This window comes from Methylobacterium sp. Gmos1 (genome assembly GCF_053764715.1).
Map to the genome: position 1 here is coordinate 203,387 of NZ_JBSNCC010000004.1, position 14,678 is coordinate 218,064.

Annotated in this window: 11 protein-coding genes; 5 read left to right on the plus strand and 6 right to left on the minus strand. The window is 66.3% G+C overall.

What is annotated here, in order from left to right:
* The first annotated feature begins 32 nt into the window (after positions 1–32).
* The 5 genes from ACS5PV_RS10085 to ACS5PV_RS10105 all read left to right on the plus strand — a co-directional run bounded on the left by ACS5PV_RS10085 (position 33) and on the right by ACS5PV_RS10105 (position 8,082).
* A complete protein-coding gene (locus ACS5PV_RS10085) occupies positions 33–281 on the plus strand; it encodes a hypothetical protein (RefSeq protein ID WP_048435260.1) in 249 nt (82 codons plus the stop codon).
* Between the two features lie 562 nt (positions 282–843).
* Positions 844–2,364 (plus strand): ATPase domain-containing protein, encoded by a 1,521-nt coding sequence (locus ACS5PV_RS10090; RefSeq protein ID WP_455395201.1) that lies wholly within the window; start codon positions 844–846, stop codon positions 2,362–2,364.
* 2 nt (positions 2,365–2,366) lie between these two features.
* A complete protein-coding gene (locus tag ACS5PV_RS10095) occupies positions 2,367–4,409 on the plus strand; it encodes an ATP-binding protein (protein ID WP_455395202.1) in 2,043 nt (680 codons plus the stop codon).
* 739 nt (positions 4,410–5,148) lie between these two features.
* Positions 5,149–5,358, plus strand: coding sequence for a cold-shock protein (locus ACS5PV_RS10100; protein ID WP_455395203.1), 210 nt, complete (start codon positions 5,149–5,151; stop codon positions 5,356–5,358).
* A 1,287-nt stretch (positions 5,359–6,645) separates the two neighbouring features.
* Complete coding sequence (locus ACS5PV_RS10105; RefSeq protein ID WP_455395204.1) at positions 6,646–8,082, plus strand: ATPase domain-containing protein; 1,437 nt, start codon at positions 6,646–6,648, stop codon at positions 8,080–8,082.
* Positions 8,083–9,088: 1,006 nt separating this feature from the next.
* Here the strand turns inward: ACS5PV_RS10105 and ACS5PV_RS10110 are convergent.
* From ACS5PV_RS10110 to ACS5PV_RS10135, 6 genes are all read right to left on the minus strand, one after another.
* Entirely contained in the window at positions 9,089–9,712 is a 624-nt protein-coding gene (locus ACS5PV_RS10110) for a DUF1989 domain-containing protein (RefSeq protein ID WP_455395205.1), read from the minus strand.
* Positions 9,702–10,475, minus strand: a complete 774-nt coding sequence (gntA, locus tag ACS5PV_RS10115) for a guanitoxin biosynthesis heme-dependent pre-guanitoxin N-hydroxylase GntA (protein WP_455395536.1) — start codon at positions 10,473–10,475, stop codon at positions 9,702–9,704. Before gntA ends, ACS5PV_RS10110 begins: the two co-directional genes overlap by 11 nt.
* A gap of 125 nt (positions 10,476–10,600) precedes the next feature.
* Complete coding sequence (locus ACS5PV_RS10120; RefSeq protein ID WP_455395206.1) at positions 10,601–11,647, minus strand: L-histidine N(alpha)-methyltransferase; 1,047 nt, start codon at positions 11,645–11,647, stop codon at positions 10,601–10,603.
* Positions 11,648–11,970: 323 nt separating this feature from the next.
* Complete coding sequence (locus ACS5PV_RS10125) at positions 11,971–12,858, minus strand: NAD(P)-dependent oxidoreductase (protein ID WP_455395207.1); 888 nt, start codon at positions 12,856–12,858, stop codon at positions 11,971–11,973.
* A complete protein-coding gene (locus ACS5PV_RS10130) occupies positions 12,858–13,184 on the minus strand; it encodes a putative quinol monooxygenase (protein WP_455395208.1) in 327 nt (108 codons plus the stop codon). Before ACS5PV_RS10130 ends, ACS5PV_RS10125 begins: the two co-directional genes overlap by 1 nt.
* Positions 13,185–13,253: 69 nt before the next feature.
* Positions 13,254–14,615 (minus strand): NAD(P)H-dependent oxidoreductase, encoded by a 1,362-nt coding sequence (locus ACS5PV_RS10135; protein ID WP_455395209.1) that lies wholly within the window; start codon positions 14,613–14,615, stop codon positions 13,254–13,256.
* Between the last annotated feature and the right edge of the window lie 63 nt (positions 14,616–14,678).

Sequence of the window (14,678 nt, forward strand, 5' to 3'; positions counted from 1 at the left end):
CGTGCCGCATCTGCCGCGGTGCGGAGCGAGACATGATCAACCTGTTGCTGTCCTCGATGATGCTCGCGATCGAAGCCCAGAAGGTCGTCGAGCTGCGAATGGTCCGGCTGGCCTGGGGCGGTCCCGAGGGGTGGGCCGAGGCTCAGTCCATGGTGACGGAGAAAGTCTCGGCGGCCGGCGAGGCGATGGTGACGCTCTCGTCCGGCGGGTCGCCCGAGATGGTGGTCGCCCGCTACCGCGAGCACGTGGCGGCGAACACCAAGCGGCTCGCGGCGCCATGACTACCTCGGGAGTGTCCGCCTCAGGAGTGACCGCAACGAGCGTCGCGACGAACGCGCAGCGCCTGGTGGAGACCGAGCACCGGCTGGCCCTCGCCGATCGCGCGTGGCGGGCCGAGGTGCAGCGGCTCCATGGGCCCGACGGCGTCCTGCTGCACGGCTACGGCCCCCTCGGCAGGGGTGAGCCAGGGACGCCGCAGCGTATGGCGTACGAGGCCCGACGAGCCGCCGTAGCGGCTTGGCGGCAGGTCAGGACCCGCGGAGTTTCCGCCGCATGATCGCCGAACGAACTCGTACGCTCGCCTTTCCACCGGTTCCGGTCGCCGTGCGAACGAGCTAGGCAAGGTCGCCTGGGGACGGGCGGACGGCCGGACCTCGGGTGGCTGACCGCCGGACGGTCGTTCGTGGAATCTCCAGGGATGTATCCTGACACCCTCACTCGGCGTATGCCGCGTTCTCCGGTACTCCCGACATACCGTTCGCGAGCACCCACGAGGGACCGGAAGGACCGCCGCCGTGCCGGGCGGCGGTCTCCACCGGCCCCAAGGAACCTGGACCCTCCGCGATGACCGAACCCGCAACGCGCCGGACGCCCGGCAAGGAGCCCCGGATCTCGACCGGCGTGCCCGGTCTCGACGACGTTCTCTGCGGCGGCCTGACCCCGAGCCGGCTCTATCTGCTGGAGGGCACCCCGGGCACGGGCAAGACCACCATCGCGCTCCAGTTCCTCCGCGAGGGGGCGGCCCGCGGTGAACGGGCGCTCTACGTCACCCTGTCCGAGACCTCGGACGAACTCCGCGCCGCCGCCGCGACGCACGGATGGTCGCTCGACGGCATCGACCTCTACGAGCTCGTCGACGAGATGGGCCTCGATCCCGACAGCGAGCAATCGATCCTGCATCCCTCCGAGCTCGAACTCGGCGAGACCGTCAAGGACGTCATTGCCCGCGTCGGCGAGACGAAGCCCGACCGGGTCGTGTTCGACAGTCTCTCGGAGCTGCGCCTGCTCGCTCAGAACCCGCTGCGCTACCGGCGTCAGATCCTGGCGCTCAAGCGGTTCTTCGCCAAGCGCGCCTGCACGGTGCTGCTGCTCGACGACAAGACCTCGGAGACGGGAGATGTCCAGCTGCACAGCATCGCGCACGGCGTGATCTCCCTGGACCAGATGGCGCGCGAATACGGGTCCGAGCGGCGACGGCTGCGCATCGTGAAGATGCGCGGCATCAAGTTCAGCGGCGGTCACCACGATTTCGCCCTGGAGACCGGCGGCATCCGGGTGTTCCCGCGCCTGATCGCGTCCCAGCACCACGCGGCCTTCGACCCGGTGGCCAAGTCCACCGGATCGGCCGAGCTCGACCTGCTGCTCGGTGGCGGCCTCGTACCCGGAACCAACATGCTCCTGCTCGGGCCCTCCGGCGTCGGCAAGACCACGACCGCGGTCCGGTGCATGAAGGCGGCGCTGGAGCGCGGCGAGACGGCGACCTACTACCTGTTCGATGAGGGACTCGCGACCCTGATGACCCGGGCGGCCACGCTCGGCATGGATCTCAGACCGCATGTCGAATCCGGGCGGCTGACCATCACCCAGATCGACCCCGCCGAGGTTTCGCCGGGCGAGTTCGCCACCATGGCCAGGGAGGCGGTCGAGAAGCGCGGGTCGTCGGTCGTCGTCATCGACAGCCTCAACGCCTACCTGCACGCGATGCCGGGCGAGGAATTCCTGGTCCTGCAGATGCACGAGTTGCTGAGCTACCTCAACCAGCAGGGCATCACCACCCTGCTGGTCCTCGGCCAGCACGGCGTCGTCGGCGAAGTCCGAACGGATGTCGACCTGAGCTATCTCAGCGACGGCATCCTGCTGTTCCGGTTCTTCGAGGCTCAGGGCATGGTTCGCACCGCCCTCTCGGTGATGAAGAGCCGGGTCAACGCGCATGAGCGCACCATCCGCGAGCTGAAGCTATCCGAGGGCGGCCTCGAGGTCGGCCAGGCGCTCGAGGACTTCGAAGGCGTGCTCACGGGCTTGCCGGCCTACCGGGGCAAGGTGGCGATGCTGACGGGCCAGGCTCCGGCGGGTGGCGAGGCGTGAGCATGCCGGTCGCGCACGAAGAGCGCATCCTGATCCTGGCGCCGCGGGGGCGCGATGCCGCAGTGATCGGGCAGGTGCTCGCCGGGACCGGCGCGCCCGCACAAGCCTGTCCCGACCTGACGGGCTGGCTCGACAGCCTGCGGGCCGGCGCTGGTGCCGCCCTCGTCACCGAGGAGGCGCTGGAGGGCGACCTCACCGACCTCTTCGCGTGGCTCGATGCGCAACCGGCCTGGTCGGATTTCCCCTTCATCGTGCTGGCGACCCGCCAGGCCGGCCGCCGCTCCGAGCGTGCGTCGCAGCGGCTCGCCCGGCTCGCCAATGTCGTGCTGCTCGAGCGCCCGGTGAATGCCGAGACGCTCGTCAGCGCCGCGGCCTCCGCCCTTCGGGCGCGCCGCCGCCAGTACCAGGCTCGCGAGCATCTCCTGGAGCGCGAGCGGGCTCAAGCGCAGCTCCGGCTCGCCAACGAGGATCTCGAGCGGCGCGTGGCCGAGCGCACGCGGGAGGTCGAGACCGCTCACGAGACACTCGCCTTCGCCCTCGACGCCGCCGGCATGGCGTCCTGGGACCTCGATGACCGCACCGGCGCAGCGCGGCGCTCGCCCCGCTTCGACGCCGTCTTCGGGTACGGCGAGGCGGGCCCGCGCTGGGACAGAGAGAGCCTGATCGCGCACGTCGTCGAGGAGGACCGCGACATTGCCGAGCGCACTTTCGCGGCGACCCGCGAGACCGGCACGCTCGACCTCGAATGCCGCATCCGGCGCGCCGACGGACAGGTGCGCTGGATCGCGCTCAGGGGCCGAGTCCGCGACGAGGGCGATACGGCGACGCGGATCGCCGGCATCCTGATGGACCGCACCGACCAGCGCTTCACCGAGGAAGCTCTGCGCCAAGCCCAGAAAATGGAAGCGATCGGGCAACTCACCGGCGGCGTGGCGCACGACTTCAACAACCTGCTCACCGTCATCGTCGGCGGGCTCGACATGATGCTGCGTCGGCCCGAGCAGGTCGAGCGCGTGAAGCGCCTGGCCGAGGCGGCCATGGGCGCGGCGAGGCGCGGCGAGCAGCTGACCCAGCAGCTTCTCGCCTTCTCCCGGCGCCAGATGCTGCGGCCGCAGACGCTCAACCCGAACCGGCTGCTCCTGGACTTCAAGCCACTCGCCGAGCGGGCGGCCGGCGGAGCCGTCGCGCTGGCCTTCGACCTCGATCCCGCGATTGATCCGATCCGCATCGATCCGGCCCAATTCGAAGCGGCGGTGCTCAACCTCGTCGTCAACGCGCGCGACGCGATGGAGGGACGGGACGGCCCCGCCCGCATCGCCGTGACGAGCCGGAACATCCACCTCGGTACCTCGGCCGTCGCCGACAAGGGGGTGCCGCCCGGTCCCTACGTGACGGTGTCGGTCACGGACACCGGCAGCGGCATCCCGTCCGACGCGCTCCCGCGCGTGTTCGAGCCCTTCTTCACCACGAAGGAGGTCGGCAAGGGAACAGGATTGGGCTTGAGCCAGGTCTACGGCTTCACGCGCAGCGCCAACGGCTTCGCACGCATCGAGACCGAGGTCGGGCGGGGCACGACGGTCAGCCTGTGTTTCCCACGCTCGACCGATCCAGCCGGCGAGGAGCCTGGAACCGGGCCGGTCAGCGCCATTCCTCTCCGCCGAGCCGGCGCGGGTGAGACGGTGCTGCTCGTGGAGGACGACGAGCCAGTGCTCGCCATGGCTGTCGAGAGCCTGGAGGAGCTGCGGTACCGGGTGGTCGTCGCACGCAACGCCGCGGAGGCGCTGGAGCACCTCAGGGGGGTTGAGCGCATCGACATCCTGTTCTCGGACGTGGTGATGCCAGGCGGCATGAACGGCTCGCAGCTCGCCGTCGAGGCGCAACGGCTCCGTCCCGGCATCAAGGTCCTGCTCACTTCGGGCTATGTCGCCAATCTCGACGAGGGGCAGGTCATCGGGCGCGGCGAGCTGCCGGTGCTGAGCAAGCCCTATCGCCGCGACGAACTCGCCCGCTCGCTCCGGCTGGTGCTTGGTGGCGAAAGACGCTGAAGGCGTCACCAATGACGATCCGGTGCCAGCCTTCGGAGATGCCTCCACGGTCGTCATCCAATTATTTTCCGATGTATTATATTTTTATGTGAAAGACCGTAAAATATTAAATCTAGTGGATAAAGCTATGGCTTATCGATAAATCCGCAATTAGACAGCGCCACAAACAATAGTCAAACATGTCTGAAAGAAGATCATCCTGATCTCATCGCTGGCGCCTTCTTGATCAAAAATGAGCTACAGTCTCGACATTTCGATCGGCATATGATCGTCAATACTTCGTGATCGTGCTAGGATAGGTAGTATAATTTGGGTTTATTCTCATCAATGACGTTACAGCGCAATGCAACGCAGCCCTTTTCTTTCGATAGGCTACCGAGCTCGTATAACGACATCGATCGGCGAGGAGATCGGCCACGGCGCGAAGAGGCCCGACGAGGCAGAGGGTGCAATCCTGGCATCTTATGTCGAATCGGACAGCTGCGCGATGAGGCCGCCTTTGCAAGATTTCGTATTAGAAAACCGAACGCGCAAAAAGTTTTTTCTCTGCACCCTTGCTAATTCGCCTGATCCGAACCATATGAGACGAGTTGATCATTGGCCGGATTGCCGGGCTTTTCGTTCCGCTTACCCCGGGCGTCCGCTCTGTTATTCTCTCCAGATCTGCCGATAGTCGGAGCTTTAGCGACGTTGTGGCGCGCTGAGTTCATGTATGCACCTGGGAAATATGGAGATGGCGATGAGCGTCGGCACCGTGAAATGGTTCAACGTGCAAAAGGGTTTCGGCTTCATTCAGCCGGATGATGGCACCAAGGATGTCTTTGTCCACATCTCAGCAGTCGAGCGGGCTGGCATGCAGACCCTTACCGATGGACAGAAACTATTCTACGAAATGGAATCCGATCGCCGCAGCGGCAAGCAGTCTGCCGGCAATCTGCAGTCAGCATAAAATTCACTACATTGGGGTGAGGGCATATCTGTCCTCACTTCCATTGCTTTAAATTAAGGTGTCGGTATATTTTTAAGCGAAAAAGCGACGTAAATTTTTGGAAAATATATAAATTTTTCTCTGCGTTGTAGCAATCAAGCTGTCGCCGCTCCTCGGCAATCGATACTCGCAATAGGTTGGTGACCAGCATCGCGGCGTCAACTATCCGATCGCACCTACTGCGATCACTCGGTCCACGAACCGCACTGACACGCCTCAAACCGCTTTTTGTCCCCAATCCGATCCCTCGTCAGGAACCGAGCCTGAGCCATGGGCAAATGCAATGAAGCGCCTCTGGGTGAAAGGCTGGGTTCCGCCTCCGCGGCACGCCAGGCCTTGCAAGCCTGGTTTCAGCGGGGGGCGCGCCGAGAACGACCTGGCCTCTGCGGACAGGCAAGCCGAACGGCGGGCTATCTTCGCAGCGAGATCTATTCGTCTGACCGAGCGAGAGACAGAACGAGCTGCTTGAAAAGCAACTCGGATTATCCAGTAGGCTGGAGCAGAAGCCCAGCAAGTGCGTGAGCGCGAGCTTGCGGCGCCTGGGGAAATGCTGCGTGCTGCCGACGCCGCAGTCGCTAAAGTTAAGCGGTGTGCCAAGCAGAAGGCCGCGCGAGATGCCCGCAAGGCGCAAGCTCGGATGTGGTTGCAATGCATTTTGGCGGAAATATCAGATCTTCCCGATCATGAATAAAGGATCAAGCCACGTGTCCCATAAATTCAAACTACGCCAACAAGTCCGCATGGTTCAAGGCGGCTTCTCCGACAGGTTGACGAGCAGCGGAGATACTTTCGAAATTGTGCAGCTCATGCCAGAGGATCGGAGTGGGGAGGCGTCGTACCGTATCCGATCTCGTATGGGAGATCGCGCTGTCAGAGAAAGTGAGATTGCCGCTATTTTCTAATGACTCAAGCCGGCGATACGGTAGATCGTAGCGATTATAGTATATAGGTTATCGGGAGAAATTTTTCATGGCAAAGAATTTAATCACAGGTTCAGCGCGCAGTCTTTCCAATGAAGAATTTCGCCGGCGCGTTGAAAAATTGACGGAAATGCCCTCATACGCTGGGCCTCCGGCAAATAAGCATCGGCACAAATCCTGGAAAAAGCCATTTGCATGGCAGCCGCGGGAGCGGCCTTTGGATGGCGCCGGATAAGCAATTTAACATATCCTGAAAAATGGATGGCTTATTTGTCCTTCTACCCTGCAAGCGCCGTGGTGAAGCTCACCATGCTCTGAAAGTATTCCCATGCCCACTCAGCGCGTCGATGCCTCCCCTGTCGCAACAGGGGCACTCGGCCTCGACACCATTCTGGGGGGCGGCTTCGCGGCCAACCGTGCCCACCTGGTCGAGGGGCGGCCGGGCTCCGGCAAGACCACGCTGGCGCTGCAATTCCTCCGCGACGGGGCGCGGCTCGGCGAGCGCTGCCTCTACATCACCCTGTCGGAGAGCCGCCGCGAGCTCGTCTCCGTGGCGTTCCGACACGGCTGGTCGCTCGACGGCATCGAGATCTTCGAGCTGGTGCCGCCCGAGTTCAGCATCGACAAGCGCCAGCAGCAGAGCCTGGTCCATTCCTCCGACCTCGAACTCGGCGAGACCGTGCGGCTCGCCATCGCGGAGATAGATCGGATCAAGCCCCAGCGCGTGGTGTTCGACAGCCTGTCGGAGATCCGCCTGCTCTCGCAGAGCTCCCTACGCTACCGCCGCCAAGTGCTGGCGTTGCGCAGCTATCTCCTCATCCACGACACCACTGCGCTCCTCCTCGACGACCTCACCGTCGACCAGGACGACCTCAACTTGCACAATCTCTGCCACGCGGTGATCCAGCTCGAACAGCTTGTCCCCCTCTACGGCGGCGAGCGCCGGCGCCTGCGGGTGATCAAGATGCGCGGTACGCATTTCCGCGGCGGCTACCACGACTTCGTCATCCGCCGCGGCGGCCTCTCGGTGTTCCCGCGCTTGGTCGCGGTCGAGCACGGCCATCCCTATGAGGTCGATCGCCTCAGCAGCGGTAATGGCGCCCTCGACGCGCTACTCGGCGGCGGGCTCGACCGAGGCACCAGTACGATGCTTCTCGGCCCCTCAGGCGTCGGCAAGTCCTCGACCGCGCTCACCTACGTGACGGCGGCGCTGGCGCGGGGCGAGCGCGGGCTGATCCTGAGCTTCGACGAGCCGACCGGGATCCTGATGCGCCGGGCTGCCGGTCTCGGTATGGATATCACGGCGGCGGTCGCGGAGGGGCGCCTGCGGGTCGAGCAGATCGACCCGGCGGAGGTCTCGCCGGGCGAGCTCGCCGCCATGGTGAGCGACGCTGTCGAGCGCGAGGGCGTGCGGCTCGTGCTGATCGACTCGCTCACCGGCTATCAGAACGCGATGCCAGGCGAGCAGTACCTACTGCCTCAAATGCACGAAATCCTGACCTATCTGAACCAGCAGAGGGTGACGACGCTACTCGTGCTGGTCCAGCACGGCTTGGTGGGACAGATTTCGGCCGCGATTGATCCTACCTACATTGCTGACACCCTACTTTTGTTTCGGTTCTTCGAGGCGGATGGGCACTTGCGCCGGGCGGTGTCGGTGATCAAGAAGAGGATCGGACCGCACGACGACACCATCCGGGAATTCTGGATTGATGCTGATGGACTTCACGTCGGCAGACAACTCATAGATGCATTGTGGCAGTGAGCGTATGTTCGTTGTCGCTTCTCTAGAGTCTTATTATCAGTATAAAAATATATATTGCTTCGAACATAATTTAAGATATCGAAATCATACAACTGATACGTGGCGCTAATATATCGTATAATGATCCTATTAAGTTGATTTTATCTGCCAAATCTGTTTGAAATATACATAATTCTGTCATTGAATATTTTTATGCGCAAATGAGTGTATGGTAAAAATGAACACCGGACGTTCCCAATCCGAAAGCGAATGTCCGCAAGGGGTCAGGACCGGCGGTTCGGGCCGGGGTGAGCGCCAACCTCGCCCTGCCGAGCCCGACGCTCGGCTCGAACAGTCATCGCCATAGTTGCAGAAGTGCGGGCAGGTGCCGACAACACCGATACATCATCGGCGGGGATGCCGGTCGATGGCCTCTGCCGACCAATGCGATGGCGCCAACTCCGGTGGACAAGCAAATCAGACAGGCCGGGTTGGTCGCGGCGCGCCAAACCGCCTTCGCCACGTCGATGGATTACGCCACCGCGTTCACGGATTTCCCATTGCCAAGTCGCGAAGGCTCTCCGAGTCAGGCTCGCGTATGGCCCCGAGGAGCTTGAAGCGAAGTTCGCCGCCCATCGTAAGGCGCTCGTGCGGACAGACCCCGAGATTGGAGAGCTCGTGCAGGGTAGCCGCTTGCCCATGAATAGGGGCAAGTCGGACCCCTGAGTCGCAACGCCACCTATCAAGGCAGTCTGGACACGGGGTACAAAGGGCTGGTACAAAGCGTATGGAAAGCCGAACGCGAAGCCGCTGATTTCATTGAGTTTTTAAGTCTGCTTGGACAGTCCCTCCCTCTCCGCCAGGCTTGCTGAAAGCCGAATCATCCCGATAGATTGCCGTCACGCAACGGTTTCGTACGGCCCGACTTATGCAGTCGGGCGGCACCTATGCGCCTGCCGGTGGCCCGCTCCTGGAAGCACATGGTCGCCAAGCGCGGGCGCCCCGGCGAGCGGCATCGAGACACCACTCACGATGCACGTCCGGCGGTGGTGTGCCGATCGACGTGATAGTGGATCGGCTTGAAGCGACCATTGTTCGACTGCAGAGCGGAGCAGGCGGTCAGGCCGACGACGAGGTCGGTGGCGGCCTCGAAGGTGATGCGGTCGCCGGCGCGGCTGAGCGGCGGCTCGACGCTGAGCGTCCCCGTCGCGCCGTCGACGACGACGTTCATGAAGCAGTTGAACGCCACCGGGATCCGGTCGGGCGCGATCCCGAACGGCGCCAGCGCCGCGGCGAGGTTGCCGAAGCAGCCGCGATGCGGTTGCATGTCGCCGTAGATGATGCGGAAGGTGTCGACCGAGCAGGGGGTCAGCAGGAAGTCATGCTGGCCCACCGTGTCCTCAACGATACGCAGGAGCACGTTCGAGCGATTCGAGTAGAGGGAATCTCCCGTGGTCAGGTAGATCCGGCTCGCATAATCGAGGGTGCGTCCGGAGGAGATGACCTCGTCGACGTCGTGCCGGTTGAAAGCGAGGAGATCCGCCACCTGCTCGCCCCGCGGGTCGATGACGGTCAGGCGGTCGCCCTTGTCGATTGTGAAGGCCACGCCCGATCGCGGCGCGATCTCGTGGACGCGATCGTCAGAGCGCATCGGGGTCTCCGGCCTTGGAAATGTCCGCTGGAGGTGCGCCGGTCCGGGACGCGCCGGCGGGGGACCCGGCCTGTGCCGGCGGCCGGAACGGGCAGCGCCAGCCCTCGCCGACGGCCCGGCCGCTATACTGGCGCGCCTCCGACACCTCGCCGTGACGCGCCAGCATCGGATTGACCGAGCCCGCCAGCGCCACATCCCGCTCCAGGATCGCGGCGCGCAGCTTCTCGTAGCGCCCGGCCTCGCGCAGTTGCTCGAATTGCCGGCGACGATTGAACACCAGGGCGGGTGAGGAGAAGCGCCGGCCCGGCCGGCTGGCCCCGGGATGCAGGCCGACCACGAAGAAGGCCTCGCCGGCAAAGCTCACGGAGAAATGCGGGTTGCCCGGATCGGCCGCCACGCGCTCGTCCCAAGGGTGGCCGAGCCAGGCATCCTTGCCGGCGAGCGATTGCAGGCGCTCCCAGAGGTGGCGCTCGAACGCCTCCTCGCCCAACCGCCCCGGATCCGCGGCATCCGGCCCTTCGAACACGACGGCGAAACTCTGGAACAGGTCGGGCTGCGCCCGGTACTGCGCCGCGAAGGCGAGGAGGGCCGGGTAGATCCGCATGTCGTCCCAGGCCGAGGTCAGGCTGCGTGCGACGAGGATGCGCATCCGGCCGCGGGACAAGGCCGCCTTGGCCCCGACGCACGGAAAGCCGGCCGCGCCGATGAACGCCCGGAAGGCCTCGACCTGCGGATGGTGGCGGTCGTCCCGGGGCAGCGGCAGGTGAGCCGGCCCCACGGGCAGAGGATCGTTGCGCGACAATCCTGCGCCGGACCTGGCCGGCGATCGCCCGCTCGATACCCGTCCCTGTTCGGTCGAGGTGAACGAAGTTCCTTGCACATGCATCCTCATGCGTGTCTTTTTTCCACGTGGATCCTGTGTCCCGATGCCGGTCCCTGGTTTCGCTCCGTCACCCCGTTCGACGTCCGCTTGCCACCGGCGGCATCAGGGGCTGCGCAGCAGGTGCAGGCTGAACACGCCGAGTTCGTCCAGCCACACCGCCTCGGGGATCCAGCCGCTCTCCCGCGCGATCTCGCGAAACGCCCGGGCGCGTATTTGTAGGAATTGTCGGTGTGGATGCTGTCGCCGGCCGCGACGCGGTGGACCTCGCCGTCGAGGCGGCACTCGGTGTCCCGGGTCGCCACCAGATGAGCTTCGACCCGGAACGGTTCGGGCAGCACCCGCGCCTCGTGCCGGAAGGCGTCGAGGTCGAAGCTCGCGCCGAGTTCGCGGTTGGCCCGGGCGAGCAGGTTCAGGTGGAGCGCCGCCATCAGTCCCTCGGCTCCGCCATAGGCCCGCAGCAGCCGGTCGCGGTCGCGGGTCGGATCGACGCCGATCAGGAACCAGCCCGACCCGAGCGTCGCCCGGGCGCGCTCCATGAAGGCGACCGCCTGCGGGCGTGAGAAGTTGCTGATGCTGGTGCCGGGAAAGAAGCGGAGGACCGGCCCGCCCGCCAGGTCGACCGGGAGCGCGATCGGCTGCGAGTAGTCGGCGTGGACCGGGATCATCGCGACGCCGGGATAATCGAGGCTGAGCCGGTCGATGGCGGCCTTGAGGAAATCCCACGAGATGTCGAGCGCGACGTAGCGCGCGGGCTGCGCGAGCGCGTCGAGGAGGACGCGGATCTTGCGGCTCGCCCCGCTGCCGTACTCGACGACCGTGGCGCCGGGCCCGACCAGGCCGGCGACCTCCGCCGCCACCGCGGGCAGGAGCGTCATCTCGCGGCCGGTCGGGTAGTAGTCGCGCGTGCCGCAGATCCGGTCGAACAGCGTCGAGCCCTCGACGTCCCACAGGTACTTGCCCGGCAGGGACCGGACCTGCGCCGACAGGCCGGCGCGGGCATCGCGCAGGAAGGCGGCGGTCTCGGCAGGGTCGGTGGCCATGGTCATCGGCATGGTTGCGCTCCCCATCTCAGGTCGGTCGCGTCGCCGTCAGCACCGCGAGCGCGATACGGTCCGCCGCCCCGTAGGCCGGGGTTCTGGCGGTCGATCGACGTCGATTGGCGCGCCGCTGCGTGCCGACCGGACGACGATCAGAGGCTGGGAGCGGCAGAGCATCGAGGTCGTCGCGTCCGTGGCCAGGGCCGGTCGTGACGGCCTCGGGACGAGGCTGAGCTACTGGCACGCCTCTCGAGCCTGCCTCGCGCTCGCGTGTCTGACGTCGGCTTGGCAGGCGCGGCGGTCCACGCCGGCACCCCGATCCGAAACGCGTGGCGCTGCTAGGGAGGAGGCAGGTCGTTGCGGCGGTAAAGCTCGCGGAGGACGGCGCTATGGTCGAGGTCACCGTCGCCGTGCGCGACCATGTCTGAAAACATCCGATCGACGAGGGACAGGACGGGCAGCGCCAGGCCGAGCGTCGCCGCGTGGGCGAGCGCCGTTCCGGTGTCCTTGACCTGGTACTTCGCCGGGCCGCCCGGCGCGAAATCGCGTTCGATCATCCGCAGGGCGTGCTGCTTGAGGATCGTCGAGTCGGCGAAGCCCCCGAGGAGAGCCTCGCGGACCCTGGCGGGGTCGGCACCGCCGCGCTCGACGAAGGTGATCGCCTCCGCCACCGTGACGATCGTCGATGCGACGATCGCCTGGTTGGCGAGCTTGGCCAGCTGTCCGCAGCCCGCCGGGCCGACATGGGTCGGGCGCCCCATCGCGGCGAGGACGGGCTCGGCCCGTCCGAACGCCTCCGGGCTGCCGCCGGCCATGATCGCCAGGGTGCCGGCGATCGCGCCGCGCTCACCGCCGGAGACCGGGGCGTCGACGTAGTGGAGACCGGCCTGCGCCGCAGCAGAGGCCTGGCGCTGCGCGGTCTCGACCGGGATCGAGCTCGTCACCACGAGCAGGCTGCCGGGCGCCATCGCCGCGAGGACCCCCCCGGGCCCGAGCAGGATTTCGTCGCAGACCGGGCCGGAGCTCAGCATGCAGATCACCGCGTCGGCGCCGCGCGCCGCCTCGCCCGGGTCGGCGGCGAGGCTGATTCCGGCCTCCGCGAGGGCGGCGGCCTTGTCGGGCGAGCGGTTCCAGGCGCGCACGGCGTACCCCGCCCGGCACAGGTTGCGCGCCATCGGGGCGCCCATGATGCCGGTCCCGAGGAAGCCGACCGTCAGCGGGGCCATCAGCGGCTCTCCGCCCCGCTCGCGGTGCGGGCAAGGAAGCGCACCGGGCGCTCCTCCTCGATCAGGGCCGGGAAACCGGCTCGGAAGCGGGCGAGATGCGGGGTCTCGAGATGGGCGTCGAAGGCGGCGCGGTCGTCGTAGACCTCGTAGAACACCACCGTGCGCGGGTCGCTCTCGCTCACCGCGACATCGAAGGCGCTGCAGCCGGGCTCGCCGGCGACGGAGGAGCGGGCGTCGTCGTGGGCGAGGTCGAGGAAGGCGTCGAGGCAGCCGGGCTTCACCCGGAACTCGGCGATGACCACGAAGGGCCGGGGCGGGGAGGGCATGACGGGACTCGCGGGAGGGAGAGGCACGCGCGGCGCCGGATCGTCTCCGGCGCCGCCGATCGTCGGGCGTCAGGCGGCCTTCGGGGCCGCCATCTGCCGGGTGGTGTCCTCCATCTGGCGGCGCAGGGCCACCACGTCGAGATCGTTGACCAGCTCGACGTCGTCGACGCTCACGATCTGGTCGCGGGCGACCGCGCGCTTGAGCTTGACGTTGTGGGCCAGCCCGATCGGCAGGGCGCCCAGCGCGAGGCTCTTCGAGGCGGGAATGGCGTTCGCCCACACCGCGTAGCCGCCCTCGCCGTCGAGCATCTCGCCCGGCTTGAGGTCGCGCTTGGCGGTCGCCACCGCGTCGCCGCGGAACTCCTTCGAGCAGCCGGTCGGTTCGTTGCGCAGAACGGCCGAGAGCACGCTGACGCTGGTCTCGAGCCCGATCATGTGGAACGGCCGCCACATCGAGCCGTACCAGCCCGACGGGTCGGTGAGCAGGCCGTACTGCTTGAAGCAGGCCTTGGTGTACTCGCTCGTCGCCTTGAAGGTGACGAACACGCCGTAGCGGATGTTGTTGAACACCTCGCGCCCGTCCGGCTCCTGGCTCGCCGCGATGTCGACGAGGCCCGAGCGCGGCAGCCGCCCGCCGTCGCTCACCGGACGGAAGACCCGGGCGAGGTCCTGCAGGCCGGTCGGCGGGAAGGCGAGGCCGTCGTCGGGGCAGTCGAGCCCGGTGCCGTTGGCCACCGCCGCCATCTCGATCGCCGCCTTGGTGCCGTCGGTGAACGAGTTGTACATCTTCGGGTTGAAGTCACCCTTCTTCACCTCCTCCTCGGACCAGCCGAAGAAGCCCCAGACCGTGTCGGGGGTGGAGTAGCGGTAGCGCGGCTCGAAGTTCATGCCCTTGCCGGCCGAGGTCAGCTCGAAGCCGCAGGAGCGGGCCCAGTCGACGAGCTCGCAGATGATCGCCGGCTGGTCGCCGTAGGCCATCGAGTAGACGACGCCTTGACGCCGCGCCCGCTCGGCGAGCAGCGGACCGCAGAGCACATCGGCCTCGACGTTGACCATCACGACGTGCTTGCGCGCGTCGATCGCCTGGATGGCGTGGCGGATGCCGGCGATCGGGTGGCCGGTCGCCTCGATGATGCACTCGATCTCGGCGCAGGCGCTGAGCGCCCCGGCATCCTCGGTGACGAAGGTGCGGCCGCTCTTGACCGCGTCGCCCATCGAGGTCGCGGCGTAGCGCTCCTCCGGCCAGCCGACGCGGGCGAGCGAGGCGCGGGCGCGGCCGGCATCGAGGTCGGCGACGGCGACGACGTGCAGGCCCTCGATGCGCTGGGCCTGGGCCAGCACCATCGAGCCGAACTTGCCGGCGCCGATCAGGCCGACGCGGACCGGCTTGCCGGCGGAGGCACGGGCGAGGAGCAGGGTGGAGAGGTTCATCGATTTCCTCCTAGGGCCGGCCGGCTCTCGCCGCCGGTCCTCGAAGGACGGCGGGGCCGGTCT

Bases quoted from the DNA above. Each gene is read 5' to 3' on its own strand.
- ACS5PV_RS10090 (WP_455395201.1), top strand. From the start codon at position 844: ATGACCGAACCCGCAACGCGCCGGACGCCCGGCAAGGAGCCCCGGATC.
- ACS5PV_RS10095 (WP_455395202.1), top strand. From the start codon at position 2,367: ATGCCGGTCGCGCACGAAGAGCGCATCCTGATCCTGGCGCCGCGGGGG.
- ACS5PV_RS10125 (WP_455395207.1), bottom strand. From the start codon at position 12,858: ATGGCCCCGCTGACGGTCGGCTTCCTCGGGACCGGCATCATGGGCGCC.
- ACS5PV_RS10130 (WP_455395208.1), bottom strand. From the start codon at position 13,184: ATGCCCTCCCCGCCCCGGCCCTTCGTGGTCATCGCCGAGTTCCGGGTG.
- ACS5PV_RS10100 (WP_455395203.1), top strand. From the start codon at position 5,149: ATGAGCGTCGGCACCGTGAAATGGTTCAACGTGCAAAAGGGTTTCGGC.
- ACS5PV_RS10110 (WP_455395205.1), bottom strand. From the start codon at position 9,712: ATGCGCTCTGACGATCGCGTCCACGAGATCGCGCCGCGATCGGGCGTG.
- ACS5PV_RS10105 (WP_455395204.1), top strand. From the start codon at position 6,646: ATGCCCACTCAGCGCGTCGATGCCTCCCCTGTCGCAACAGGGGCACTC.
- ACS5PV_RS10135 (WP_455395209.1), bottom strand. From the start codon at position 14,615: ATGAACCTCTCCACCCTGCTCCTCGCCCGTGCCTCCGCCGGCAAGCCG.
- ACS5PV_RS10120 (WP_455395206.1), bottom strand. From the start codon at position 11,647: ATGCCGATGACCATGGCCACCGACCCTGCCGAGACCGCCGCCTTCCTG.
- ACS5PV_RS10085 (WP_048435260.1), top strand. From the start codon at position 33: ATGATCAACCTGTTGCTGTCCTCGATGATGCTCGCGATCGAAGCCCAG.